The 24547-nt window shown below is 62.4% G+C and carries 23 protein-coding genes and 4 pseudogenes; 7 read left to right on the top strand and 20 right to left on the bottom strand.

Going from position 1 to position 24547, the window contains the following annotated elements; translation table 11 throughout:
* Together AC4D14_RS18095 and AC4D14_RS18090 are read left to right on the top strand one after the other, a co-directional pair.
* Nucleotides 1–376 (top strand): annotated as a pseudogene (locus AC4D14_RS18095) (hypothetical protein); the annotation flags it as partial.
* Between the two features lie 190 nt (nt 377–566).
* Nucleotides 567–849, top strand: a pseudogene (locus AC4D14_RS18090) (transposase); the annotation flags it as partial.
* Between the two features lie 126 nt (nt 850–975).
* On the opposite strand, the gene AC4D14_RS18085 reads toward AC4D14_RS18090, so the two are convergent.
* The 7 genes from AC4D14_RS18085 to AC4D14_RS18055 form a co-directional block, all read right to left on the bottom strand.
* Nucleotides 976–1476 (bottom strand): hypothetical protein, encoded by a 501-nt coding sequence (locus AC4D14_RS18085; RefSeq protein ID WP_490904066.1) that lies wholly within the window; start codon nt 1474–1476, stop codon nt 976–978.
* A 225-nt stretch (nt 1477–1701) separates the two neighbouring features.
* Complete coding sequence (locus AC4D14_RS18080) at nt 1702–1833, bottom strand: hypothetical protein (RefSeq protein ID WP_490904065.1); 132 nt, start codon at nt 1831–1833, stop codon at nt 1702–1704.
* A 217-nt stretch (nt 1834–2050) separates the two neighbouring features.
* Nucleotides 2051–3880 carry an ABC transporter permease gene (locus AC4D14_RS18075; RefSeq protein ID WP_490904064.1) on the bottom strand — a complete coding sequence of 610 codons (1830 nt, stop codon included), beginning with the start codon at nt 3878–3880 and terminating at the stop codon, nt 2051–2053.
* 20 nt (nt 3881–3900) lie between these two features.
* Nucleotides 3901–4929 carry an ABC transporter ATP-binding protein gene (locus AC4D14_RS18070; RefSeq protein WP_490904063.1) on the bottom strand — a complete coding sequence of 343 codons (1029 nt, stop codon included), beginning with the start codon at nt 4927–4929 and terminating at the stop codon, nt 3901–3903.
* A gap of 118 nt (nt 4930–5047) precedes the next feature.
* Nucleotides 5048–6118, bottom strand: a complete 1071-nt coding sequence (locus AC4D14_RS18065) for an extracellular solute-binding protein (protein ID WP_490904062.1) — start codon at nt 6116–6118, stop codon at nt 5048–5050.
* 649 nt (nt 6119–6767) lie between these two features.
* Nucleotides 6768–7514, bottom strand: coding sequence for a hypothetical protein (locus tag AC4D14_RS18060; protein ID WP_490904061.1), 747 nt, complete (start codon nt 7512–7514; stop codon nt 6768–6770).
* An 827-nt stretch (nt 7515–8341) separates the two neighbouring features.
* Entirely contained in the window at nt 8342–8899 is a 558-nt protein-coding gene (locus tag AC4D14_RS18055; RefSeq protein WP_490904060.1) for an ArsR/SmtB family transcription factor, read from the bottom strand.
* A gap of 74 nt (nt 8900–8973) precedes the next feature.
* Here AC4D14_RS18055 and AC4D14_RS18050 point away from each other — a divergent pair, with 74 nt between their 5' ends.
* A complete protein-coding gene (locus tag AC4D14_RS18050; RefSeq protein WP_490904059.1) occupies nt 8974–10224 on the top strand; it encodes an MFS transporter in 1251 nt (416 codons plus the stop codon).
* A gap of 515 nt (nt 10225–10739) precedes the next feature.
* On the opposite strand, the gene AC4D14_RS18045 is transcribed toward AC4D14_RS18050, so the two are convergent.
* The 3 genes from AC4D14_RS18045 to AC4D14_RS18035 all read right to left on the bottom strand — a co-directional run bounded on the left by AC4D14_RS18045 (nt 10740) and on the right by AC4D14_RS18035 (nt 13470).
* Complete coding sequence (locus AC4D14_RS18045) at nt 10740–11150, bottom strand: hypothetical protein (protein WP_490904058.1); 411 nt, start codon at nt 11148–11150, stop codon at nt 10740–10742.
* Nucleotides 11151–11620: 470 nt separating this feature from the next.
* Nucleotides 11621–12310 (bottom strand): response regulator transcription factor, encoded by a 690-nt coding sequence (locus tag AC4D14_RS18040; protein ID WP_490904057.1) that lies wholly within the window; start codon nt 12308–12310, stop codon nt 11621–11623.
* On the bottom strand, nt 12307–13470 hold the full coding sequence (locus tag AC4D14_RS18035; RefSeq protein WP_490904056.1) for a sensor histidine kinase: 1164 nt from the start codon (nt 13468–13470) through the stop codon (nt 12307–12309). Before AC4D14_RS18035 ends, AC4D14_RS18040 begins: the two co-directional genes overlap by 4 nt.
* 169 nt (nt 13471–13639) lie before the next feature.
* Between AC4D14_RS18035 and AC4D14_RS18030 the strand changes: the two genes are divergently transcribed.
* Together AC4D14_RS18030 and AC4D14_RS18025 are read left to right on the top strand one after the other, a co-directional pair.
* On the top strand, nt 13640–14065 hold the full coding sequence (locus AC4D14_RS18030) for a hypothetical protein (protein WP_490904055.1): 426 nt from the start codon (nt 13640–13642) through the stop codon (nt 14063–14065).
* Between the two features lie 224 nt (nt 14066–14289).
* Nucleotides 14290–15651 carry a multicopper oxidase family protein gene (locus AC4D14_RS18025; protein ID WP_490904054.1) on the top strand — a complete coding sequence of 454 codons (1362 nt, stop codon included), beginning with the start codon at nt 14290–14292 and terminating at the stop codon, nt 15649–15651.
* A 204-nt stretch (nt 15652–15855) separates the two neighbouring features.
* Here AC4D14_RS18025 and AC4D14_RS18020 read toward each other — a convergent pair whose 3' ends face one another.
* The 7 genes from AC4D14_RS18020 to AC4D14_RS17990 form a co-directional block, all read right to left on the bottom strand.
* Nucleotides 15856–16443 carry a Type 1 glutamine amidotransferase-like domain-containing protein gene (locus AC4D14_RS18020; RefSeq protein WP_490904053.1) on the bottom strand — a complete coding sequence of 196 codons (588 nt, stop codon included), beginning with the start codon at nt 16441–16443 and terminating at the stop codon, nt 15856–15858.
* Nucleotides 16444–16744: 301 nt separating this feature from the next.
* Nucleotides 16745–16918, bottom strand: coding sequence for a hypothetical protein (locus tag AC4D14_RS18015; RefSeq protein ID WP_490904052.1), 174 nt, complete (start codon nt 16916–16918; stop codon nt 16745–16747).
* 105 nt (nt 16919–17023) lie between these two features.
* On the bottom strand, nt 17024–17470 hold the full coding sequence (locus AC4D14_RS18010; RefSeq protein WP_490904051.1) for a VOC family protein: 447 nt from the start codon (nt 17468–17470) through the stop codon (nt 17024–17026).
* Between the two features lie 141 nt (nt 17471–17611).
* Nucleotides 17612–18844: a saccharopine dehydrogenase family protein gene (locus AC4D14_RS18005; RefSeq protein WP_490904050.1), complete on the bottom strand. Its 1233-nt coding sequence runs from the start codon at nt 18842–18844 to the stop codon at nt 17612–17614.
* A gap of 248 nt (nt 18845–19092) precedes the next feature.
* Nucleotides 19093–20070, bottom strand: a complete 978-nt coding sequence (locus AC4D14_RS18000) for an alpha/beta hydrolase family protein (RefSeq protein WP_490904049.1) — start codon at nt 20068–20070, stop codon at nt 19093–19095.
* A gap of 41 nt (nt 20071–20111) precedes the next feature.
* A complete protein-coding gene (locus AC4D14_RS17995; protein ID WP_490904048.1) occupies nt 20112–20471 on the bottom strand; it encodes a hypothetical protein in 360 nt (119 codons plus the stop codon).
* Complete coding sequence (locus AC4D14_RS17990) at nt 20468–20833, bottom strand: TetR/AcrR family transcriptional regulator (protein ID WP_490904047.1); 366 nt, start codon at nt 20831–20833, stop codon at nt 20468–20470. The genes AC4D14_RS17995 and AC4D14_RS17990 overlap by 4 nt, the downstream gene beginning before the upstream one ends.
* A gap of 258 nt (nt 20834–21091) precedes the next feature.
* Here AC4D14_RS17990 and AC4D14_RS17985 point away from each other — a divergent pair.
* Nucleotides 21092–21235, top strand: a pseudogene (locus tag AC4D14_RS17985) (sigma factor-like helix-turn-helix DNA-binding protein); the annotation flags it as partial.
* A 338-nt stretch (nt 21236–21573) separates the two neighbouring features.
* Here AC4D14_RS17985 and AC4D14_RS17980 read toward each other — a convergent pair.
* The 3 genes and pseudogenes from AC4D14_RS17980 to AC4D14_RS17970 form a co-directional block, all read right to left on the bottom strand.
* Nucleotides 21574–22395, bottom strand: a complete 822-nt coding sequence (locus AC4D14_RS17980; RefSeq protein ID WP_490904046.1) for a class I SAM-dependent methyltransferase — start codon at nt 22393–22395, stop codon at nt 21574–21576.
* A 243-nt stretch (nt 22396–22638) separates the two neighbouring features.
* The gene (locus AC4D14_RS17975; protein ID WP_490904045.1) at nt 22639–23283 is read right to left on the bottom strand and encodes an NUDIX hydrolase; all 645 of its coding nucleotides are present in this window, start codon (nt 23281–23283) and stop codon (nt 22639–22641) included.
* A 544-nt stretch (nt 23284–23827) separates the two neighbouring features.
* Nucleotides 23828–24221 (bottom strand): annotated as a pseudogene (locus AC4D14_RS17970) (VOC family protein).
* On the opposite strand from AC4D14_RS17970, the gene AC4D14_RS17965 reads away from it, so the two are divergent.
* The gene (locus AC4D14_RS17965; protein WP_490904067.1) at nt 24169–24384 is read left to right on the top strand and encodes a hypothetical protein; all 216 of its coding nucleotides are present in this window, start codon (nt 24169–24171) and stop codon (nt 24382–24384) included. The pseudogene AC4D14_RS17970 and the gene AC4D14_RS17965 sit on opposite strands and share 53 nt — an antisense overlap.
* Nucleotides 24385–24547: the final 163 nt, after the last annotated feature.

The raw sequence follows: 24547 nt of genomic DNA, 5'->3' as shown, positions 1-24547 counted from the left end.
AGCGATGGTATCCACACCGGCTGAGCTCAACACGTTCATGAAAGCCATCCTCGACGGCGAGCTCCTGGAACCGGCCGAACTCGACCAGATGCTCACCGGCATCCCCACCGGCGACAAAATCATTCCCGGATCCACGTACGGGCTGGGAATCGAAAGCAGCGAACTGGGCGGCGGCACAGCCTGGGGCCACAACGGCTCCATCCCCGGCTACCAGAGCCTCAACACAGTCGCAGAGGACGGCACCGCCGTCACCATCACCCTCACAGCACTGCCGCCCGCCATCTACGACGGCCCCCTCGACGGCCCCACGGAAGAACTCCTCGATTTCGCCCGCTTGTCCATCGACGCCCTCGACGAAGCCCTCAGCACACCCTGACCCGACACCCTGACCCGACACCGCAGCACGTCTCCTGACAGCAGGCAGTTCGTTGCGACCGGCCATGAGGTGAGTGACCGGACGGCAAGAAGAACGGTGTGTGGGGTTCCGGCCTGATCCGGAAGCAGACGGCCGTGACCGGCTTCGCGACGGACGCAACAGCGGAGATGATCGATCCTGCGACCGAAAAAAACGTCGAGGCGTCAAGGACGTGTTCATCGCCGTCTGCGGCGGGCTCAATCAAGAGCCTGCCGGAGGCGATCACAACCATCTGGCAGCGCACGCTCAGGAAGCAATGCATGGTGCACCTGATCCGCAGCCCGTTCCGCTACGCCGGCTGAGGGCACCGCGGCGGTATCGTCAACGCCCTCAGACCGGTCCATACGGCTCCACACGGGGCCGCGGCGAAGGACCGGTTCGCCGAATCCGCAGCCCAGCGGTATCCGGCGATAGTGCAGCTCTGGGAGTTCTCGCCTAGTCCGCCAGGCGAGTCAACACCATCAGGAAGTAACGCGCAAAGGCGAAAGAAGGGCCTGTCAACCGTAGGTGACAGGCACTTCTTTCATCGGTAATCAACGGACCGTTCCTGCAGAGACGGCTTATCGTTCCTCCTTCGTGAGTGCGGCGAAGACCGCACTCACGGCAGTGCCATACACGACGTGCGCGGACAGATCGTCGCGAAGCGTCCGTGCGTCGTAGGCCCAGATTGGCTTGTACACCTTCGCCAATGGGAGCACGACGTAGCCGGACAGCCACACTACAGGAGCAAACGCGACCTGCCGCACCCACGGGTGGATGGACGTCAAACTCGCCACCGCACCGTATTGGCCGCCCCATCCCACACCTGTCGCCCAGTGCATGATGTTGGTCGTAGCGCGAGCCCACTCAGGTGGAGGTTCGTGCCCCGTGGCGAGGTGTAACGCTTTCCGCCCGAGCTGCCCCGGAGCAGAGGCGTTCTCCCAACTCGTGACGTCGCTCGCGAACTCCCAGCGCCAGATCCCGGACTTGCCGCCGCTGCGGCGGTACCGCTCATAGAGCACCAAATCCATCGCCGCGGTGCCGAGTGCGCCCGCCAGCAAGCCGACACTCGCGTTTTTCACCAATCTCATGGTTCTGCCTCCCTTACCGCCTGCACCATGAAGGCCGGGTACCAATCGGGGCAACTCTCGTCTGCAGCGCCGCTCCGAGACTCAAGCGTGCAGTACGCGCCAGCCGCCCGTCGCTTCGCGGTCGCGAGGTATAGACGGACGCGTACGACGTCGTGTGATCGTCGATAACGGACGTCGCTAAACAACTTTGACTTTATCCCGGCCGCGCCTCGATCACTAGGCGTAGTTCCAGGCCAGCGCATCGCGCCAGAATGATCCGACCTCCGCGGGACCGGCGCCGGCCAGCGAGCTGAAGAACGGGTAGCCCCGGATGTATCCAAGATGCCTAATCCGATAATTTTGACTCACGAAATTCAATTACGAGCATTTCTGAGTCGAAACACGGCGAGACAAGTTCGCGAGACATTGGATGCCCAGTAATGCCGGGGGAGTGGGCGCTCAGTGTCCGACCTCGCTGGGTGTCTTGGAAACCTTCTGGTTATCGAGACGGTCGTCTATCGGGTGCCGGGTAGGAGTGAGGTTGGTATTGGGCACCCCGCAGCATCTGCAAGCACTGGATGCTCGCTTAGAGTGTTTTCGAGGGGGAGCGCGGGACGGTCTGGTTTTCTTCAGACCCAGCAGGACCTAGTGGGTGATAAGTCTGGCTGTCGACATCTGGTTCAGGACTGTCTGGTCCGGTGGCGATTGTTGGTTGGGTCGTTCGACGCTTTCCCTGCCGGCGATTTCCGCCTCGTCCGTAGACGAGGTACATGGTCAGGCCCATCAGGATCATGAGCAGGACGGTGTAGACGAAGGTGTTGGCGATAGCGTTGACGTCCGCTCCTCCATCGGTATTGGCCTTGATTTGCAAGCCCAGCGGTTGATAGAGCGGGTGGGCGAGGAAGACCGCTGTGTCGTAGTCGTCGAGTTGGCTGTTGAAATTCAGCGCTGCGATAGCTGCGGCAGTAGGAAGAACGGCTGGCAGGAGGATTCTGCGGAAGGTGTAGAGCGCGCCTGCGCCCATGATGGCTGCTGCTTCTTCCATTGAGTCGTTCACTGACATGAACGCGGCCTTGAGCATCCGGAGGGTGAAGGGAATCTTCACGACGACGAATGCGATCAGGAGGATGACGGTGGTGCCGCTGAGTACGGCCCCGCCGAGGAGGGGATTGGGTTCGTCGTAGGTCATGATCAGTCCGAGGGCGATCATGGCGGCGGGAAGGATCCAGGGGATGTGCAGCAGGTACTCAAATGTGGAGGTGATCCTCGTGCGGTACTTCTGGATGATGCGCGCGACGAACAGGAGGCCGCCGACGGTGATGATGGCGGCGAGCCCGCTGTAGACAATGCTGACGATGAATGGGCGCAGCGCTGAATCCTGTGAAAGGACGCGCGCGTAGTTCTCCAGAGTGAACCGCTCAGGTGCGAGGACTCCGGTGCTGATGGCGGCGCTGTCCATGAAGGAGTACAGCAGGATCAGCACGAGCGGTGAAATGTAGATGAGGAACAGAAGGTAAGCCAGCACGTGCACAACGATGTTCGCCGTGCGGTTGGCGATGGGCTGCGTCTGGAGGGGAGCTGACACTTTGGTGACCGAGTAGTAGGTGCCGCCGCGCTCTAGCCGCGTCATGACGGCCAGCATAGCGATGGTTGCAACCCCAAGGATCAGCGCGAGCAGGGCCGCGATGTCCCGTGAGGTGGAGGTGTTTGCGAAGGTCAGGATCATGGGGGTGATGGTCTGGAAGTCCTCGCCCCCCAAGACCTGGGGCGCGCTGAGCGCACCGAGTCCTGTGAGGAAGGACAGGATCGTGACGGCGAAGAGCGTCGGCTTGAGAACGGGGAGGACGACCCTGCGCAGCGTCGTCCAGTCGGACGCTCCCATGTTCTTCGCCGCCTCGATGGTCTGGAAGTCGACGTTGCGGATTGCGTTGCCCAGAAAGAGGAGGTGGTTCGTGGTGGTGGCGAACGTCATAACGAAAAGGACGGCGAAGAATCCGCCGAACCACTCCCGGTCCATGTCCGGGAAAGAATTGGCGAGGAGTTTGGTGATGATCCCGTCTGCGCCGTAGATGAATTTGTAGCCGGCTGCCAGCACGATTCCGCCGAAGAGGAACGTGGTCGCATAGCCGAGCCAGAGGATCCGTGACCCGCGGATCCGAAAGTACTGGGTGACCAGGACGACGAAGATGCCCACGATGTTCACCGTCACAGCGAGCACCACGGCGAGGAGAAAGCTGTTGGTCAGCGACTTCATGGCGCGGTCGGAGGAGAGCAGCCGCTCCACGGCGCGCCCGGTGAACTCGCCGTTGGGGAAAAACGTCTCGGCGAGCAGGTTGAAGTTCGGCCAGAGCAGGAAGGCGGCGCTGAACCAGGTGAGAACCAGCATCGTCACGATGACCAGTGGCGACCTGAACATCCGAGAGCTGGTTCTCCGGCTCATGGGGTTCCCTGGTACTGCAGTACGTGGGCCGGGTCAACGTGAAGCTGAACCGTGTGTCCAATGGCCAGCGCGGACGCACCGGTTTCCTTCACGAGGACTTTGATGTCGGTGTCGTGGCTTCGCACCGTGTACCGGCTGTGTTGGCCGTGGTAGCTGCGCGCTACGACCCGCCCCTCCAGCGAGGCAGTCGGGCCCTGCGGCGCGCTGCCCGTATCGAGGAAGGCTTTCTCTACACGGAGGTACGAGAGCTGGTGCGGGTCAAGATGCTTGCTGGAGGTCTCACTGAGGCGGGAGACGAGCTCGGGGCCCAGCCTGGAGCTGTCACCTATGAAGTTGCAGACGAACTCGGTGGCCGAGTGTTCGTAAATTTCCTGCGGCGTTCCCACCTGCTCAACTCTGCCCTTGTTGAACACGGCGATGCGGTCGCTCATTGTCAGGGCCTCGTCCTGGTCGTGTGTGACGTAGACGGTGGTGATTCCTGATCGGACCTGGAGTTCTTTCAGTTCCACTCTTAGTTGCTGACGAAGCTTCGCGTCCAGGTTCGAAAGGGGCTCATCCAGCAGGAGGATTTTGGGTTTGAGAACCAGTGCGCGCGCGATAGCGACCCGCTGCTGCTGACCGCCTGAGAGCTCGGAAACGCTCTTGCCGAGTTGGTCGTCAGTAAGGTCGACGCGGCGGGCGATGTCGCGCACGAGCTCCGTGCGCTCATCGGCGCCGGTCTTTCGGACCTTCAGCCCGAATGCGATGTTCTCCCAGACGCTCATGGAGGGAAACAGAGCGTAGTTTTGGAAGACCATCCCCACGCCGCGTTTGTCGCTGGGAAGCGTGGTGACCTTCCTGCCATCGATGTGAATGTCACCGGAGGACGGGGTCACGAGACCGGCAAGGGTCCGCAGTGCTGTCGTCTTACCGCAGCCGGAGGGTCCGAGCAGGGTGAAGAATTCGCCTTCCGACACCTCGAGGTTCAGGTCACTGATCGCCGTGAAGCTGTCGAAGGTGACCTGTATCTGGTCGAAGCGGATCATGGCGTTGTCCTTCTGATTGCGGGTGATCAAGTCGGTGCGCCGCCGACTCCGGGGGCTTCAACGGCGCACCGGTCGATGGGTCATACCTGATTAGTGTGTTCCAGGCGCGGCACGTCCATCAGGGCATGTACTCGAGTTCGATCTTCTCAATCCAGGATCCGATGTTCTCCTGGACGAAAGTCCAGTCAATGTCCTGGTGCGTGAACTGCTCGTCGAACGCGATAACTTCAGGCTTCGCGCTTTTGAGGGCCGCTTCGTTGACCGGCAGCGAATCGAATTCAGCTGCCCACTCGCCCTGGACGTCGCCACTGCCGAACCAATCAACGAACTTCTTGGCTTCGTCCTGGTTGTCCGAACCCTTGATGATGGCTACCTGCTCCACGGCGTAAGGAACACCGACCTCCGGGCTCACGGCACCGGATTTCACCCCGTAGGCCTCCTCGCGCCCGGGAATGGACGAGGATGGCATCTGGCCGAAATCAACCTCACCTTCGGCGAAGCGCGCGAACAGGTCCTGGTCTTTCACTGCGGGAACGCCGTTCTGGAAGTACAGCTCAATCTGCTGCCAGCCCTCGTCGCTCACGCCCAGGTCGCCGTTCTCGTCCTTATACCGGCTCAGGATGCCGGCCATGACGAGTTGGGTGGTGGCCGCTCCCATCCCACTGACCCGCTCGTACCTATCCTTGTACTCGTCCTTGGTCCACAGATCAGTCCACTCTTTCGGAGCGTTGGCCTCGGAGACCGTGTCTGCGTTGTATGCCAGCACAATGGCCTGCTCCACCAAGGGCCAGTACGCCTTCTCGTCTCCTGGATCGGCCAATGATTCGTCAACCTCGGAGGACCACGCCGGCGTGTAGGGCTCAAGGACGTCTTCGCTCTTGAGCTGTTCGTAGTAGACGTTGTTCAGCCCGTACACCACGTCGGCGACCGGGTTGTTCTTCTCCGCAATCAACTTGTTCGTGGCGTCTCCACCAGCGGCACCAACGATCTCGATATCGAAGCCGGCTGCCTCTGCTTTTTCCTGCAGCCATTCGCCGCGGCCTTCAGAGTTTGAGTTCGTGTAGATCACCAGGGGTTCACCGGCGCCAGCCGTGGAACCAGCTTCACCTTCAGTTGAGGATCCTCCACAGGCAGTCAGCAAGAGGGCTGCCGTAGCGGTAAGAGCGACAAGGTTCGTTCTCTTTGACATGGTGGATCTCGATTCCCTAGTTGCGACACTGCTTGCACCAACATTGCACAAAAATAGTCATTAATCCCGCTTTTCGACATTTGTGCAATGTCCAACAATGGCCGCACCCTCTGAACAGACATGACCCGGGCATGGAACAGCAAGTGAAATCGCTACGTAACTACGAATCGGTACACCATGTTCGCCGTCACGGACGGCATTGCGGGAGCGGCGGTTGCTCGCAGTTCATGTACAGGGTGCTTGGCCACCGAAGAGAAGGGGCATCAAATCAAGCCCGACAGCGGATGACTTCTCGAAGGCACGCTGGCCCGTTCGCGTCGAGTCTCGAGTTCCATGTGCGCAAGGGCGTCCAGCACGGTGAAAGCCGTGGATCCCATTCGAGTGCCGGTGTCGACGTTCCCACCTCCGAGGTTCAGGATGCGCAGCACCGAAAGTGTCGTGCAACTTACATTGCAGTCACAAATGAACACTCCTGCTTAGGCGACAGGGTTCCAAGACATAGGAGGGCCAGTAATGCCGGGGAGAGGTGCTGTCTTGTCTGGGTGTCTCGTAACCCATGGGTTACGAGACACTGAGGCTATGAGACGCTCTGGTGGGTTCAGAGAAGGAGTCGGGGCCTGCGGTCGGGATCGCCTATCGCATTAGCTGGTCATTTATCGGACCTGAACACGATCGAGTCGAAGACGGCGCGTGCCTCTCTCGTCAGCTCCGGATTCAACGCTGCGTCGGATTGGGCCACCCAGATCACAGCGCGCTGGCCGTTCAGGTCGACCACCCGGTAGGTTTCGCGTTCATTCTGGGTCGAGTACCAGCGTGAGCATTCGTTTGAGAATTCTGAGTGGATGCAGAACTTGCCGCGGTCGCAGGCTGTGATGTCTACGTCGCCCTCGATGGAGTGGTCGAACTCGAAGCCGGAGTGATCGCCCACCACGACCTCGACGGGAGGGGTGCTGGCCGTTGACGTCTGGGCCGTCATGGCGTCGACGAAGGCCTCAGCCGACGGATCGACTTCGGCGAGCGCGTCCTGCCACGCGCATGAGTCCGTCGGTACATAGTCCGCGGGCCACCAGGCCACGTAGACGGCCCCTTCATCCGGGTGATCTGGGTCGTTCTTGGACAGGGCGTCGCCGTCGGTGGTCAACCAGCCGTCTGGGACGGTGATCTCGAAAGGTTCCGTGTAGCTGGTGACGAGGTATGTGCCGGCGTCGATGTCGCCGCTGTCCAGCAGCGGTGGGACCGTGCGAGCCTCCGTAGTCGGAACACGGGCGGTCGGGAGGGAGGCGTCGTCGGGCTCATCCGCGCATCCGCCGAGACATCCGATCAGTGCGATAGCCACCAAGGGCAAGAGATGGCGCGACCGCTGAGCGGCCTTTTCGAGGGGGGTCATGGAGCTCATCGATCCACCAAGCCGCTACAGGGTACTGTGAGGCCCCGCAGCCGGCTGGCCCCGCGGGCGGCCCGGGATGGGATGCCGTCGCCTCAAGTCTCCTCCGGTACAGAACCCGTGACAATGAAGAGTTGTACGGAGATCAGTTCCGACTCATGCACTCCCCCGAAATGACAGGCGCCGGCGGAACCGCCAGGGTGCTACTGGCGGACTTCAATTGTGGGAGGGTTATCGATGACCCACTTGGCCATCCGACGCCCCCGATTCTCGATGAACTTCTCTCGCGAAGCCCGGTTCGGGCTTTCTTACTCCCTCATGGGGGAGTGGCGGTGTAGGTACATCATTTTTGGTGAGAGTTCTTTGAGCGCCGGCAGCTTTAGTGTCTCCATCCTGAGCACATGACCCATCGGGTGTATGTGCGGGACATAGGGCGAGTTCTCGAGCCCTATTCGAGTCGATGCTCAGCGACGCCGAGCTACGGACACCGACGTTTCGAGTCGTGAGGGTCACCGACGGTTCGGATGGCAGAAAGCTTCCCGGCGATGCCCTCATTGCGACGAACGAAACCTGGGTCTCGTGGCGGGTGCTTGGCGAAGACGGTACATCTGCCAGCCTCCATTTCGACGACGGCACGCACGCCCTCATTCGTTTCGTGCAAAGCGATCTTCAAGACTTCATTGCTGAAAGCCGATTAGGGTGGGGGAAAACTTCGCGGACCGCTCGACCTGCCCTAGCCGACTTCGTTTGTCTCGCTGAAGGATCCTTGGGTCCTTGCGGTGATCGCAATACTTTGAGGTGGATAGTTCCGCGGATTCGTCCTTGAAGGGATCGACAGCCTAGTCCGGTGTCCGGTGAAGGACGAAGATCCCGCCGTATGCGGGCTGGTCGGATCGTTGCTTGTCACTGTCGGTGTATTCGCTCAGCACGGCGTGGACTCGGGTGATGAGGTCCTCGGCGTCTTCAGCGGAGAGGTGCAGAACAAAGCGCGAGAGGCTCGCGAGTGCGTCCGGGCCCGCTTCGGTCAGTTCTTCCCGGAACGCCTCGACCGGTGCCAGGGGACCGTCCGGACCGGCGTCACCCAGGGCGGTGTCCAGATTCCAGGACCGCCCCGTGGATCGGTACGGCTTTTCAAGTGCGCCGCTGCTTCCGGTGCGGACCTCGGCCGGTTCGAGGAACCCGGTCGAGAGCAGTTGCCGGACGTGATAGAGCATTGTTCCCGGATCCTGGCCCAGTCGGTCGGCGAGTTGCTTGTTGGTCAGTTCCTGGAGCCCGCACAGGCGCAGGATTCGCAGGCGCAGCGGATGGGCCAGCGCCTTGATTTCCCGGGCCGTTGCGGCCGGCCTCCTTATCCGGTTCGCCTGCCCGTCCGTTTCTGCAGGTGCTGTGTCGGTCATGGGCCCATCATACAGTCCGATGTACTGGAATCTATCACCTTGAACTTTGTCAATCGGTGTGGAATGGTCCACCTATGACTCCTTATGCGGCGCAGGCGGACAAGACCGGGCGGGCGCCGCTGGGCGCCTCCTACTGGAAGCTGTGGACATCCTCGGGGCTGTCCAACCTCGCCGACGGGGTTTTCAAGATCGCGCTGCCGCTGCTGGCCATCCAGTTCACCCAGTCGCCTGTCCTGATTGCCGGGCTCAGTGTCGCAGCGACACTTCCCTGGCTTCTGTTCACCCTGACCGCCGGAGCGCTGGCCGACCGGCTGGACCGGCGCAGGCTCATGGTGTGGGCCAACCTTGGCCGCGCCGTGGCCCCGGCCCTGCTGGTGGGGGCCATTCTGCTCGATGGGGGGTCCCTCTGGGCCCTTTACGTTGTCGCGCTGATGGTGGGTGTGGCCGAAACGCTCCATGACACCTCCGCCCAGTCGATTCTGCCCCAGGTGGTGCACAGGGATCAGCTCTCGCGCGCCAACGGCCGGCTCTACGGGGTCGAGCTCATCACCAACCAGTTCATTGGGCCACCACTGGGCGGGCTGCTGGTGGCACTCGGCGTCGTTGCCGGCTTCGCCGTGCCGGCGGCACTATGGCTTGTGGCTGCCGGTGGCCTGCTCCTGATCCGGGGATCTTTCCGCACCGAGCGTAAGCGCAAGACGACACTGAGGTTCGACATCGGCGAAGGGCTGCGGTTCCTGCGGAACCACAGGATCCTTCGCACCCTCGCGGTGATGACCGGAGTGTTCAACTTCGCCTCCAGCGCCGCCTTCGCTGTCCTGGTGCTCTTCGCGGTGGGCCCGGCTTCACAGATGGGGCTGTCCGCAACGGGCTTCGGCCTGCTCTTGACCACCTCGGCCCTGGGCGCGTTCGCCGGCTCGTTCGTCGCCGAACGCGTGGAGGCCAGGCTCGGCCGGTCGGCATCCCTGACCCTGACAATCTTCGGGGCCGCCTTATTTGTCGGTGCGCCCGCCATCACCGGCAACCCCTATGTCCTTGGACCGATCTTCTTCGTCGGAGGCATGCTGATCGTGCTGTGGAACGTCATCACCGTGTCCCTGCGCCAACGCATCACGCCCAACCGCCTGCTCGGAAGAGTCAACAGCGCCTACCGCCTGCTGGCCTGGGGCACCATGCCGCTCGGAGCCGCCGCCGGCGGCCTGCTGGCCCAGTGGCTTGGCCTGCAGGCCATGTTCGCCATCATGGGAATGCTGACCCTGGCACTGCTGGGATTGATGCCCGCCCTCACGAACAAGGCAATCACCGCCGCCGAAATCCAGCCATAAGCCCTCACGGAGCCTGCCCGACCGCCCTCTGGAATGTCGGATTCCGAAGTCCACTACGAAGCCCACCCGTACGCGACCGGAAATTTGCACCTCATACGTGCGTTAGGTGGTCTCGGGGAATGTTGCGTCAAGTACACCCAACCGCAACTGTGCAGATCGGTTCTAATCGTGTTGTCCTCGGGTCCTTTTGGCTTTTGAATCGGATGTGCGTGGAGGTCTAGACAATGTGCATTACTGTGCGTATGGGAATCCTCCAGCGGGCGCTTTCTCGGGCGGGTTCCACGCGGCAAGGGGGTGATCCCTATGGGAAGGAGCCGGAGCCGTACCCGGTTTGCGGGGTGCAGACCATGCGGTACCGGTGCAGTCCCAGATACATTGCGAACCCCGAGGCCGGAAGCAGGCACACCACCGCGCCGAGGAGGATGACAATCGCACTGATGATGTGGGCTCGGGTGGGCGGTGGCCAGGAGTCGGGGCCCACTGTGGGACCTACACAGACCTGCGCACCCCGGTCCCTAGCCAACGGGTGTGCCGGATGCGTCGACCCGGAAGCTTTGGATGACTTCATCGGTCTCGGTGTTGATGATGACCACCGACTGGTCGGGCCATGCCGGGTTCACTACTACTGAGTACTCGACGTCGCCCGGATCGACAGCCTGGGCCCGCCCGTTCTCGTCCCGGGTGGAAGCATCCACGACCTCGCCGGTGTCTGTGCGGACCGCCACCGTTTCCTCGGGCAGGCCGGAGGCATCACCCGAGACGGGGGTGCTGTTCCACCATCCTTCGTAGCCCCCAACGGCGGGCTCCTGCGAGGAGGCGGACCCTCCGGCGGCGCCCATGGAGGCTCCAACTCCAACAGCGCAGGCGCTCATCATGAGCACCCCCGCCATCAGAAACCCTGCAGTTACCGCCCGGTTAGCCTTCATCCTTCATCCCCCATACGTCAAAAACCACGAACCAGCCCCAAAAAGCTCCCACGCCCGCTGAGTAGAAGGCCGCCGGGAAGCGAAAATGAAGGTCAGAACTCGGATCCTATCCTCGAAGAATAGAGCCTGAGAAAACGTTAGGCATTCTGCCCGTAATCCGATCCCTCAGCGGGCGGTTTTGCGGGCGGGTCTAGCGCGGAAACGGATGAATTTTCTGTGGAGAGTTTTGCACGGCTGATTCGGGACTCATGGGGGAAGGACGGGCAGCCAGCCCCGTCAATCTGGCAAGGAGGAAGGTGCGGTTTCGCGCTTTGGTGGCACCCAATACTTTCGGACGGGGTGGGACATGGCGGCGGCGAAGATCAGGTCCACCTGTCGTGCCTTTGACAGAAGCCCGCCCGCCAGCGCCTCCACAGTGGGATTTCGGTGGTATCGGGAGCCAGTCCCCGACGATGCCGCAGTGATCCGCGCTATTGGTGTAGGGGGTTGTTGCTCGCCGTTCGGTACCGGGTCTCGTCAATGAGGCCGCTGCGGTGGGCAATGACGACGAGCTGGGATCGATCGCGGGCGTTGAGTTTACGAAGGAGTCTACTCACGTACGTTCGGGCGGTCGCGGGACTGATGAACAGGCGTCCGGCTATTTCTGCGTTGTTCATTCCGTGACCGATTTCTGCCAGGACTTCGATTTCCCGAGGGGCCAGGTGGGCGATGAGGTGGGGATCAGCGGCGGTGCGTGAGCTGGCGGCGGTTCGCATGAGCGTGGCGGTCACTTCCGGGGAGAGCGCCGGCTGGCCTGCGGCTACGGTCCGGATGGCCTGGCGTAGTTCCTGGGGGGCGATGTCCTTGAGGAGGTAGCCGGCAGCTCCGGCTCTTAGCGCCTCGATGACTGTTTGGTCCTCGGCGAATGTCGTCAGGACCAGAACGGGGATGGTGGCGAGGTTGGGATCTTCGGTGATGAGTTGCGTTGCGGTGATGCCGTCGAGTCCGGGCATGCGGATATCCATGAGAACAACATCTGGTCGGGTCTCCCGTACCCGGGCCAGCGCGGCTCCCCCCTGGTCCGCTTCGGCGACGATCATGATGTCGCCGTCGTGTTCGGCGAGGGCTATCAGACCGCTGCGCAGAAGCGCCTCGTCTTCGGCGATGACGACCCTGATCATTTGTGGTCTCCGATCGGAAGCATGGCGTTGACGGTGAAGCCGGACGGTCCTGCCCCGATTCTGACGTCGCCGCCGAGCAGCGCCGCACGTTCTCGCATGCCTGCCAGGCCGCGACCCTCGACGAGGGTGTCCGTGTCGGCGCCCACGCCGTCGTCGATGATCCGGAGATACAACCCGTCGTCTTTCACCCGGACGATCACTGTCACGGTTGTTGCCTGTGCGTGCCGGAGCACGTTGGTCATCGCTTCCTGAACGATGCGGAAGGCTGTGCTTGCCGTGGATGCGGTAATGGAGGCGGCGCCGACATCGATCAGGAGGTCAACGTCGAGTCCGGCATCGCGTGCTGCCTGTGCCGTGGTCTCTATGCCGGTGAGGGTCAGCGGTGCGTGATCAGTTGTGTCGGGATCTGCCCGGAGCATGGCGATTGTGCGGCGCAGGTCTCCCAGCGACGATCCCGTGGCACTGACAACATTGTCGAGCGCGTGGACGGCTGCGTCGTCGTCGTTGCCCAGGGCTTGCTGTGCCACGCGGGCTTGTACGGAGACGAGTGACAGGGCATGTCCGATTGAGTCATGGACATCACGTGCGATCTGAAGGCGTTCTGCTTCGAGCTGCCGGGCGGTCCTTTCCTGGTGGTGCGTGCGCTCAAGACGGACCATGCGCTCGTGCTGAGCACGCAGGGCACGACGGCTGCTGACGGCCAACGCCAGTGCGATGGCGCACCCGATGAGGGCTGCGTTGGTGATGACGTCATAGGCGAGGACGGCGCTTGATTCACCGTCGCTCGTTCGGAAGAACAGCGACACCGCCAGCAGTACTGCTCCTGCGAGGGACGCTGTGAGGACCCGTCCGCGTTCCGCGGCGCTGTAGAAAGCACCGACGACCGGGACGGCCATGCCGATCGGCGGATAGTCGATGGCGTAGTAGATGAACACTCCAAGGATGCTCAGGGCCAGGACGCCCACGGGCAGCTCCCTGCGGAACAGCAGAAGCGCACCAAAGCCTGCCGCGAACAGGTATGGGCCGTAGCGTTGGTCCGCGCCGGTGCCCGAGCCGACGGCAATGATGAGCGCGACCACCACGGCCTGCCCCACGGCGACCAGGACGGTGAGCACCCAGGCCGGAACCTCATCGTCGTGCGCAGCTGTCTCCGCGGACATGTTTGCTCCTGATGTCGGTGTCCAGTCCTTCAATGGTGGCACCGCAGCACCCCCGCGGGTGTACATCCAAAAGCGACAACCGAACGTCGCTCCGTGACGCAGGAACCCGCAGCAAGTGACGAGAATAGGCTGACACGCCCGGACCCGGTGCGGATCTAGCGTGGAAGCTATGAAATCATCCGCGCTCATCCGAAACCTTCACTGGCCGCTGATCCTCGGTCTGACCGCCCTGGCGCTGATCCGGCCGCTGTTCTCCATCGTGGGATTGAGCGATGCCCTCGGTAAACCGGCAACCCCATTGATCCTTACCGCCGCCATTACCGCGGCCTGGGTCCTCATCGTCGGCCTCAGCCGGGTGCCTCACCCGGTCCTCACCCTGGTCGCTGCCGGACTCGCCTACGCGCTGGCCTCGATCGTGCTCAGCGGCGTGCTTTCCCCGATCCTCACCGGAGAGCTGCAAGGACCCCTCGCGATGCCGCTGGCCATCATCCCGCTGCTCATCACCAACGCACTCTGGGGCCTTCTCAGCGGCGGACTGGCCCTCCTCCTCCAGCGGGTGCGCGCGGGCCGCAGCCCGTCACGGGTAACCCGCTGATGGCCAGCCGCGAGGCGCGTGCAGTGTCGCGGCGTACGTTTCTGAAAGCAGGTGGCGTAACCATAACCGGCTTCACCCTTTCCAGCTTTCTGGCCGGCTGCACCATCGATAGCGGTGGTTCGAACAACAGCATCGAGGGCAGCGCTGGCCGCCTGTTGAAAAGCCGGCTCACATTACCTGGTGCTTTCCGTGCCCGTCTTCCGGTCCCGCCCGTCCTCAAGCCGGTGAGCGCTGATGAGACAACGGACCACTACGAGATCACCCAGAAGGCCGGTCTCGCGTCGATCCTGCCCGGACGCATGACCGAAGTCTGGGGTTATGACGGACTGTTTCCCGGGCCCACAATCATCTCGCGCCGCGGCAGGCGCACCATCGTTACACACCGCAACGAGCTTCCCGTCCCGGTGAGCGTCCATCTTCACGGCGGCAGGACCGCCCCGGAGCATGACGGATACCCAACCGATCTCATCCTGCCTCTCGTCGGCGGGGGCCAACACTCCCACCACGAGGGCGCCACGACAGCCCGGAGCAGGGACTACGTCTATGAGATGAACCAACCCTCAGCCACCCTGTGGTATCACGATCATCGGATGGACTTCACCGGCCCCCAGGTCTACCGCGGGCTGGCCGGCTTCCATCTCATCCACGACGACGTCGAGGACGCGCTCGGGCTGCCCAGCGGAGATCGTGACATCCCGCTGATGATCACGGACCGCGCGTTCGCTGCCGACGGCTCCTTCCTGTACCCCTCCGTCGACCCCACATTGGAAGGAACCCCCGGCGTCACAGCGGACTATATGAGCGGGGTCCTGGGGGACTGCATCCTCGTCAACGGTGCCCCGTGGCCGGTGCTGGAAGTCGCTGCCGTGAAGTACCGCTTCCGGATTCTCAACGCCTCCAACGCCCGCCGCTATCGCCTCAAGCTCGACGGCGGACAGCATTTCATCCAGGTCGGAAGCGACCTCGGGCTGATCTCCAGACCGATCGAGCACAAGGAAATCGACATTGCCCAGGCGGAGCGCTTCGACGTCATTGTGGACTTCTCCGGGCATGATGTCGGTGACGAGATCACCATGACCAATGAGCGGGGTGCGGGCCGGACCGCCGACATCATGCGGTTCATTGTCACCCGGCGCGAAACGGACACCGGCGTCGTGCCAGACCGGCTCGTCGACCTCGAAACTCTCTCACCAGACGACGTCTCCGTTGAGAGGGAGTTCGTCTTCGCACGCGGTGGTGCACAGGCCCATGGCATGACCCTGTGGACAGTGAACGGCAAGCCCTTCAGCCCCGACACCCTCGTTGCGGAACCCAGGTTCGGTACGACGGAGAAATGGACGATCCGAGCCGCCAACGTCGAGCACCCTTTCCACATCCACCTCGCACCCTTCCAAGTCCTCGGCCGGGACGGCAACGATGATCCCGGCCGCTACAACCAGGGGTGGAAAGACACGGTCAACCTCGACAACGGCGGCCGGGTCGAACTCCTCATCCGGTTCGACGGCTACCGCGGCAGGTATGTCTTCCACTGCCACAATCTCGAACACGAAGACATGATGATGATGGCCAGCTTCGAGGTGGTCTAACACTGATGCTATGGGTCGGTGGTGTCACTTTTGCCGTTGGCTAAGTGCAACGGCGCGTGCCGCAGGTTGTGCAACGGAGTGCATAAACCGAGAGGTCTCGGATAGACCCGCGGTACCGAACGGAGAGCGGGGCGTATGAGCATCCCTCAGCGCGACAGCGTTCTACGAACGCCTATGCATAAGGTTTCCTGTCCCGCCGTGGGCTCAGATGAGTGTGGTCGTGCTGCCGTCGACCACCAGTGCCTGGCCATCTCGAAGCGGCCAGTACGGCTGATTCGTCCGGTCATATCCGGCGGCCAGTCTGGTGAGGGTTTTGCTCTCGGGATGTTCCGGGGACTGAAGGTGGGGCACGACGGGGCGGTCGAGGATGTTCAGGCCGTCGAACCCGATGCTGCCGTATGTGGCCAGGCAGTCAGCCGTTGAGTCGCACTCCTCCAGACCCGAGAGGGTGGGGGAGAGGATGCAGGCACCGGCGCTGAACCCGGCGTAGACGAACGCGTCCTCCTGGAGACGATTCACGATGAGCTCATCGATGCCTGATCGCGCCATGGCTGCGCGCAGCATGAAGACGTTTCCGCCGCGGACCCACAGGAAGTCAGGGTCTCCGAGGTGCGCAGCGAGGGTTTCGGTGTCATGCTCACGGAGATCGAGCTCGCGGGCTGTGAGTCCTAGTGCCTTGAGATCCGCTATCTGCCGTTCGGCCTCCCGGTTTCGCCTCTCATCATCGACTCCGTCCAGGGCGTTGAGGATCACCCAGCCGAGTTTTGAACCCCGCACCATGTCTGAGAACACGTCAGGATGACTGCCTAACTGATACGACGCCAGATAAAGACGCATACAAGTTTTTGTCCCGGCTTCTAAACACCGAGAGAGCCAAACAGTCCACAGCTTCGAAGATCTCAGCAGTTATCTGAGTGCAACAGCGCATCCTGCAGGGTTACGCGGAACAGTGCATTGTGATGCCCACCCTCGATGGCCTCGTGACGCCAAGCCGGAAGTGGTGCGTATGAGCATTTGTGACCGCGATAGCGGATCATGCAGCGCTAAACCTGGGAGTTCCCGGACGAACCGCCCTCGCAGGTACAAATCATGCTCACCCCAGCAGGTGAGTCAACCCACTTGGCGTTGCAGCACGACGGCCTTGGAGGGCGAGGCCGTCAATCACTTGCCGGGTCGGCACACGCACCTTCTGTACCTTGAAGCGCTGCTCCACGGTCAGCCCCGCCCCATGGCCGACTTCTGGTCCACCGACGATGAACTCATCCACTCCATACACGAATAATCCTTAGTGTCGGTGCACTGGCTATGGATTAATCCCCGGCCCTGCCCGGTGTGAGCAAGCCTTGGAGCAACCAGAGCGAACAATCGGTCATCACTGTGCGGGCCGCGCCCCACCAGGGGAAGCACTGACCGGGTCAGTGAGTTCGATGGTCTGTCCCATGGGGTCTTTCACCACGTAGCTCCAGTAGCCGACCCAGAAGGGTTCAAATCGCAGTGCCTCCGTTCCTGCCTCGCGCAGCCGATCAACGGCACCTGAGAACGCTTCAGGGGACAGTGGGATACTCCACGATGCGGGCGCGCGCACAGGGGTTGGCTCGATACCTAGGCCAAACACCCACCCGGGCTGGAAGGACCACTCCTTCCCGGATGTCGCCTCCGGGTCGTACCCGATGGAGAGTTGGACCGCGCCTCCGATTTTGTAGGCAATCTCGTCAACCGCGTCCCAGATCTGATCAAGCCCGACCATATCGGAGTAGAACCGGCGAGACGCCGCGATGTTGTTACTGCGCGTGTAAAGGAAGAAAACACTGCTCGACATTGAAACAGTCTAGGTATCTCGGATGCCCTACAAGCCGTTCCCTAGCCGTGCGGCGTCGCCGCTGTCTTAGTGAGTTGAGATGGGTTTTGCCGCTCGTCCCGAGGTGTTGCACCATGTACGACCAGTGCAGCAGTTCCTGCGTCAGGTGAGCGAAATGACTTCGTAGGTATGGCCTGCTGCGCGCAGCCTCTCCACCAGGACGTCGCCGAGGGCGGTCGCCGGGGTCAGCGATCCTGCGGCGGGCGGCAGGCGGTCGCCGTCGAGGGTAAGTGAGAGCGCTGTCTCCCCGGCCATCACGGCGGTGGCGGCGTATCCCGGGTCGCCGGGCCCGGCTGCGACGGCCCGGTACCGCCGGCCGCTCTCGGTGGAAGCAGTCACCTGGGAACGGAACCAGCCTGAGTGCCGCGCGGCCTCGCTCGGGCCCGCACCGGGCGACGGAAGGACGCGGTCTAGTAGTTTCCTCGTGGGAGGTAGGGCCAGTGCGGCTCCGAACACCCGTAGGCCGAGCGCCGTCGCTCCGGCGATGACGGCACCGGCGGGCCCCCGCCCCATACCCATCACCTCGCCGTACCGCAGGGACCGGCCGTAGGCCCAACCCTGCAGGGCGTTGCTGCGACGCACGATCCGCGTGTTCGCTGACGCCATGATGAAGGGCGCGGTTCGCAGGCCGTCCTCCGCACGGCCGACCCACCCCAGGTCCGCCGGCTGCCGGGTCGAGGGTTCCGCCGTCCGGTCCGGGCTGAGGGAGTAGGGATCGCCCGCGAGCGATCGCAGCTCAGGATCCGACCGAATGCCGTCGAGCTGACCATGCATTGACTCGATGGTGCCGCCGCTGAAGCCGCCCTTCGCCCTGGCGACGAGCTGCACCTCGGTCAGTCCGCCCGCGCCGTCGGCCTCCACGGCGCGGTGTAGGAGGAGCACCGCGAGGTCCGACGGGACGGAGTCGTAGCCGCACGCATGGACGATCCGTGCACCGGTAGTCCTTGCCAGGGCGTCGCAACGGTCGATGGCTTCACGGACGAAGGACACCTCGCCCGCCAAGTCCCCGTAGTGGGTGCCGGCGCGGGCACACGCCTCGACGACGGGCAGTCCGTACTTCGCGTAGGGACCCACCGTGGTGAAGAGAACCCTGGTGCCCGCGGCCAGCGCAGCAAGCGAGTCAGGGTGATCCGAGTCGGCCTCGATGAGGGCCCAGTCGTGTGCGGCGACGGGCAGCCTGGACCGTACGGCCTCGAGCTTCACCCGCGACCTCCCGGCGAGCCCCACGCGCAGGTCCGGCGGAGCGTGGTCCGCAAGATATCCGGCGATTAGTTCACCGACGAAGCCGGTCGCACCGAAGAGGACGAGGTCGTGGTCGCGCGCTGGGGCCTCCATGCCAGCAGTCTTCCACGGCAGCGGTCGGACCGGCGCCGAGAAGTGCCTACCTCTCCTGTAGCTGAAGCGCCGCCACCCTGAAACCAGATCGCAGATCATCACTGGATCGTGAGGGCCGACACCCTGACCAATCATCAACTCGTCAGGTGTTGCGTCGAGTACGTGTGATGCAACATCGGGGCAGGCTCACTCGACTTTGCGTAGGTGTGCCGGTGGTGCGACTATCGGACCGGGAGCAGAGCCGGGGATCAGACGGAGAGGACTGTGCGGTCGAATATCTTCCCAAGCCAGGCGAGAATGCCATCCATGCTCTCGGGGTCGAGTGGCGATCCGGCTTCGTTGTATCCGCTCAATGGTGACGCGGTGACGTCGGCTTGGTCGCGGGTGTCTCTCTTGAGTACGTGATTCGCGTTTGGTGGGAATGCGAAGGTCACATGTGGCATGGACGCGGCGGCTTCCTGGAGCGGTCCGCCGTCCGCATGAATATCGACCTGAATGTCGTTCCCGCCGATGAGAACCAGCGTGGGAATCCGTACCCTGCTCAAAGGGCCGCATGCTGACTCGACCCACAGCTCGCGCGCGAAGGGCAGGTTGATCGGGGCCTCGAAGCCGGCGAGGAGCGTCTTGATGCTGTCCGGCAAAGCGGGGTCGGGATTCATCGGCTCTCCGGAAGCGTAGCCCGCGGCAGCCTCCTCGATCATGGGAAGGAACTCGTCGTTGCCGGGGATCTGGGCGAGTTGATGAGCCAGTTGGGATAGCAGGACTTGTCCTATCGGGCGGCCTGGGGGCGCGGCGAGCACGAGCCCGGCGAAGGGGACTAGCTGGGTGCCGGTGGCGTAACGGAGCACGTGGAGCGTCCCCTCGCTATGGCCCAGCCCGACGATGCGTGAGGAATCGATCATGTCCAGCCCGGTTAGCACCTTAACGGCCGCGACCAGTTCATCCAGGTGAGACTGCATGCTGATCCTCCCGAGAAGCTTCGTGACGTTTTCCATTGCATGGGGACCGGAGGCCCGCTTGTCGTAGCGCAGAGATGCAATGCCTGCCTGAGCGAGTGCCTCCGCGATGAGCCGCCCGCTGCCATGACTGCCGGGAACCATCGGTGAACACCAATCCCGGTCGGTAGGCCCGGACCCTGCCACGAAAATCACCGCCGGAAACGGCCCGTCACCGTCAGGCCGGACGACAGTTCCCTCCATGGTGATGCCATCGAGCTGCCACGACACATCAAAAGAATCCGTCACCCGCTCAGTCCCACGAGCACCAATCACCGGGCGGCCGCCGCGTTGATGAGGTCCACAACCACCCGCGGATTCTCAACGCTGAGGTAGAGGCGCTGAAAGCGAGGAGATGTTGTTTGGATAACGATGGCGGTTCTCCCGCCGGCGACGTTCCAATAGTGTCGCTGGCCGTCCTTGCGCCAGGTGCCGACCCATTTACGGCCGGGTATACCCAAGCCAGGGCTACGCACTCCCTTGTATTCCTCTGTGATTCCCGGGTCATGTGTCGCTCCACGTACCTGATCGATGGGCACTTCGATACGCCGAACTAAGCCCCAGAGCTTATCGAGTCCCCGTGGTTCTACTACAAGGACCTTGCGGGGGTCGTCGATTGAGACCTTATTCATGAGGTTCCTCCGTTCAGGCCGGCTCGCGCCAGCAATCGCGTTCCAAGTTCCAGGGCCGCGTCATCGCCCCACGCCCCGGTGATCTGGCCGCAGAGAGCACGTACTTCTGCGTCTCGTGCCGCCAGTTCTACCAGTGCAACCAGCAAGAGTCCGCACTGGCCTTCGACATCAGCCATGGATGTACGCAGGCACTCGACAAAAATGCCGCGCTTGCTGCCAAAGGCCGCGTACAAACTCGCTCGATGCACACCAGTGGCCTGCACCAGCCGATCCATTGAACAGCCCTCATATCCCTCGGTGGCGAACAACCTCGCCGCCGAGGCAACGGCGGACCCGATATCAAACTCTCGCGGTCGTCCCATGGTTAAAGAATACTTGTTCCAGAACGACCGGTCAAGAACTGCCGGTCGAAGATATCTGGAACGCGGTGACATGGATTCTGATCATTGCCCGCCGCGAAGCCATCGACAAGGTCCGTTCGGAGCAGTCCCACCGTGCCCGCGATCTTCGCTGGGGCATCAAAAACCAGGACGTGGACCGCGGCCAGGTGTTTGACACCGTTGCCGCCCGCCTGGAAGGCGCAGCCGTCTCCGCATGCCTGAAAATAGTTATCCGCTCCTCAACGCGAAGCAATCCATCTGGCCTTCTACACGGGCATGACATGCAACGAAGTCGCCGCACATCTGGGCATCCCCGTCCCTACAGCCAAGTCGCGCATCCGGGACGGCTTAAGGCGGCTTGGCGCCTGCATTAGCGCGGACTGACACCGAATCTTGGGCGACCTGGTGCACACCCGGCCATGCTTCAGGCATGCACCAAGTCCTTCGGCCAGTGAATGGCTGCCGGATGTCAGCGCCTTCCTTGCTTGACCTGAGTCCCGCTTGGCAGAGGACGAGTTACGGGAAAGTCGAACTGCTATAACGTCGGCATGGTTTGCTCATTCGCCATTCCTACAGCAGGGCGCATAAACGACCCATTGAGCACCGGTGGGTCTCATTCCACTTCAGGCTGGTCGTCAGTGAGGCACAAGCCGTGTGCGAAAGTCCCGCTGCTTTTCCGGTGAGTTGCACGGGATCTGCCACTCGTCCTTCGGGCGGCGACGTCAGTGCGGGCTGGCTATCCAGATTGTCCGTGTTGCTCGGGGACGCAGGTCACGGTCGGTGGAGCCTTGAAGTGACAACTCCTTGATGGCTTGTTGGTCCTGTGGTGGAAGGGTTCTGAGGTGGGCGAAGCGAGCGAACCATTGCCCGGCGTATTCACGGGTTTCTTCTGTCACGGGCGCTGTGAGGGTTAGTTCGCACTTCCTAACGTTGAATCCGACTGCTTCGATAATCGGAGTCCAGTCCGGGTACTGGTTCCAGCCCTCAGCTTGTGCGGCGGCATGGCAGCGCTTCTCAAGCGACATCTCGGACTGACGGGTGAGAAAAGAGGGAAGATCTGCGAGCTCGACCACGACGAGGACTCCACCGGGCGACAGTGCGCGGCGGATCCCTGAAAGGAGTTTCTCAGGGTCGTTGACGTGGTGCAGCGAGGAGGATGCCCAGACCAAGTCCACGCTTTCCAGGGTGTTCTGCGTAGCGGTCCGCAGAGTCTGCGGTGAGGGGAACCCTTCATCGAGGTCGGCATGGACCGCCATGAAACCTTGATGGCGTAGTAGCTCAAGCATGTGGGGATCATTGTCGACGCATATCAGGGTGGCGTCCGGGTAGCGCTGGCGCAGTAGGCGGCTGCCAACACCGGTCCCGGCGCCCAGGTCGACCACGCTGCCAGCGGTAGAGAGCCCCGCTAGATCGAGGGCTGCGTCAAGGTGGCTGCCGAACACCTGTGCATCCAAGTCCAGGCCCCGATGCTGGTCCGGACTGGAGTGAGGTGAGCCGGATTCGTGGTGATGGACTTGGGGCGGTTGGTGCGTCTGGTGATCCATCCTTTTAGCGTAGAACGATGGTGCGTTATCACGAGGACTGATTGCCGAAGTAGCAAACAGTCCTCACTCCTCTTCTTCAAGAAGATCGAGAGGATCACTTGAGGTGAGCTACCCGGTGTTGGTGACGCGGTGGGTGTGTGCAGGCGGATCCTAGGTTCCTGCTGTCCACGTGTGCGGGACAAGCAGCGACGCGTGGGAGCTTGTACCGTGCACAGGACGCTCCCATAAGTGTCTATCCAGTAGTTAGTCGAAGTGTGCTGGGCCCGGAGTTGCCCACTGGTCGTGAAGAAGACGGATTTGCTCGGGGAGCACTCTTGCTACTGAGAGCTCCGGCAGGGCGTGTACGTCGAACCAGGCCACCTCGCTCGTCTCATCACTGGTGAAGGTTGGATTCATGCTTTCCAGTGGTTCGCAGACGAAAAGCAGCTTGTAGATGTGGCGGTCGTAGGAGGGGTGATGGGGCCACTTGTGACGGTCGAGGACCGCCGCGAGATGAACAGCGCGGACCGGTATGCCTGCTTCTTCCAGCACCTCGCGTTCTACGGCTTGGCTGGGCGTTTCCAGGACGTCGCACCATCCACCGGGCAGGGTCCAACGATGACCGTCAGCTTTTTCCCGCACCAGAAGCACGCGGTCTGATGGATCGAAAATACCGGCACGGACGTCGAGCTTCGGAGTGGAGTATCCGGCTGCCGATGCCACGTCCCGCTGGTAGGCAGCGCCCGGGTGGGCAGTAACTTGCTGCATCAGCTCTGTCGCCAGAGAGCCGACTCGGTGGAACCTCTCAATGTCGAAGCTGTCGTGGGAGTATGTCAACCCGGATTCAGCAATCGCCGTCAGTTCCATAGCAAGGCGCCGCAGATCGTCCGAGGCCTGTGGATCGTCCATCCTCCAGTGCTAGCACACGGGAGCGTCACCTGACCGCACCATAGGGCTTAGGCGCAGCACGACCCGGAGCTGAGGGCCCTGACTCAGGTGTCCTGCAGTTGGAGCCAGAACCGGGACGAAGGACCCCAACCCGATCGGTTGCACACCACCGCCAGACCGCCGACACTTCAACCCCACCAGGAGGGCCGGAGGACGTGCACAACCTCGGGAGTCTTAGGCTGGGGGACCCCGGGCGCTTAAGGACGGCAGCAGCCTCATTGTCCCCATCACCGGATTGTTCCGGATCCGACCCGACACTGACAGGACACGGTGAATGAACGCCGAACGTCGGTAGTGAGCAGTGTTGCGTCAAGTACACCCAAACGCAACTCTGCAAAACGCCCCGAATAGTGTCGTTGTAGGGTCCTTTTTGGCTTTCGCAACAGAAAGGTTCGAGGGGTCTAGACGTTATACAACCCCGGTACGCCGCCTATCCCTCAAGGGGATCCTGCAGCAAGTGTCGCAGTCCTAGTTTGCGAGCCACCACCTAACGCGTTATAGCTATTCAGGCCCGGTCGTGGAGGGTGATGTGGCAGCCGTCGGGGTCGGAGAAAAGTAAAGGTACGGCCAAAGGGCCCGTCTATCGGGCTCGAGACAATCGGGTGGCTGTCTGAGGCGAGAGCGTCATGAATGGTTTGGACGTCGGTGGCGTGCAGCCAGATTGCTACCCCGATACCAGGCTGGGTTACGGAGGTGAGGTCGGTGCCCGGAAGAAGCTCCCGGAGGGCGAAGGTGATCGGGGTTGTCTCGAAGACAACGGCGTGGGGCGGGCCGGCCTGAGAGCGGACGAGACCGAGGTACTGCTCGTAGAACGCTTGTGATGCGGCTCTGGAGCGGGACGGATATGTGGAACGGCCCGTCGAGGCCCGCCTCGGTAGGGTGCTTCCCGCCCAGCTCACGGCAAGTGGTCGCCAGAGCCTCGAGAAAGCGACCATCACAGTTCGCTCCGTGGAGGTCCGGATGCTGAGCGGCATGACGCCCGAGGAGCAGTCCACTGCCCGCAAAACGCTGAACGGCATGATCCGGTCTCTGCGCACTACCGATAAAGATGCGCTGAAGTAAACGGGGTCAGATCGAGGGCCACCGGAACGATCCCTCACCGCTCCAGCTCCAGATAAAGATGTCGCAGCAATGGATCCCCTATTGGATGATTGGAAGGACTTGGCAGTGGGTCGGGGGGGGGGGGGGGGGGGTCCCAACCCTTTTCACGACCCCCGGTTTCGCC

It is taken from the genome of Arthrobacter sp. TJ-254 (genome assembly GCF_058269175.1).
Note: the sequence above shows the minus strand (reverse complement) of the source record. Positions and strands in the feature narration are given on the sequence as shown.

Excerpts from the sequence above, each read along its gene's own strand:
- AC4D14_RS18075 (WP_490904064.1), bottom strand. The coding sequence starts at position 3,880 with ATGTTCAGGTCGCCACTGGTCATCGTGACGATGCTGGTTCTCACCTGG.
- AC4D14_RS18070 (WP_490904063.1), bottom strand. The coding sequence starts at position 4,929 with ATGATCCGCTTCGACCAGATACAGGTCACCTTCGACAGCTTCACGGCG.
- AC4D14_RS18065 (WP_490904062.1), bottom strand. The coding sequence starts at position 6,118 with ATGTCAAAGAGAACGAACCTTGTCGCTCTTACCGCTACGGCAGCCCTC.
- AC4D14_RS18060 (WP_490904061.1), bottom strand. The coding sequence starts at position 7,514 with ATGAGCTCCATGACCCCCCTCGAAAAGGCCGCTCAGCGGTCGCGCCAT.
- AC4D14_RS18055 (WP_490904060.1), bottom strand. The coding sequence starts at position 8,899 with ATGACCGACACAGCACCTGCAGAAACGGACGGGCAGGCGAACCGGATA.
- AC4D14_RS18050 (WP_490904059.1), top strand. The coding sequence starts at position 8,974 with ATGACTCCTTATGCGGCGCAGGCGGACAAGACCGGGCGGGCGCCGCTG.
- AC4D14_RS18045 (WP_490904058.1), bottom strand. The coding sequence starts at position 11,150 with ATGAAGGCTAACCGGGCGGTAACTGCAGGGTTTCTGATGGCGGGGGTG.
- AC4D14_RS18040 (WP_490904057.1), bottom strand. The coding sequence starts at position 12,310 with ATGATCAGGGTCGTCATCGCCGAAGACGAGGCGCTTCTGCGCAGCGGT.
- AC4D14_RS18035 (WP_490904056.1), bottom strand. The coding sequence starts at position 13,470 with ATGTCCGCGGAGACAGCTGCGCACGACGATGAGGTTCCGGCCTGGGTG.
- AC4D14_RS18030 (WP_490904055.1), top strand. The coding sequence starts at position 13,640 with ATGAAATCATCCGCGCTCATCCGAAACCTTCACTGGCCGCTGATCCTC.
- AC4D14_RS18010 (WP_490904051.1), bottom strand. The coding sequence starts at position 17,470 with ATGTCGAGCAGTGTTTTCTTCCTTTACACGCGCAGTAACAACATCGCG.
- AC4D14_RS18005 (WP_490904050.1), bottom strand. The coding sequence starts at position 18,844 with ATGGAGGCCCCAGCGCGCGACCACGACCTCGTCCTCTTCGGTGCGACC.
- AC4D14_RS17995 (WP_490904048.1), bottom strand. The coding sequence starts at position 20,471 with ATGAATAAGGTCTCAATCGACGACCCCCGCAAGGTCCTTGTAGTAGAA.
- AC4D14_RS17990 (WP_490904047.1), bottom strand. The coding sequence starts at position 20,833 with ATGGGACGACCGCGAGAGTTTGATATCGGGTCCGCCGTTGCCTCGGCG.
- AC4D14_RS17980 (WP_490904046.1), bottom strand. The coding sequence starts at position 22,395 with ATGGATCACCAGACGCACCAACCGCCCCAAGTCCATCACCACGAATCC.
- AC4D14_RS17975 (WP_490904045.1), bottom strand. The coding sequence starts at position 23,283 with ATGGACGATCCACAGGCCTCGGACGATCTGCGGCGCCTTGCTATGGAA.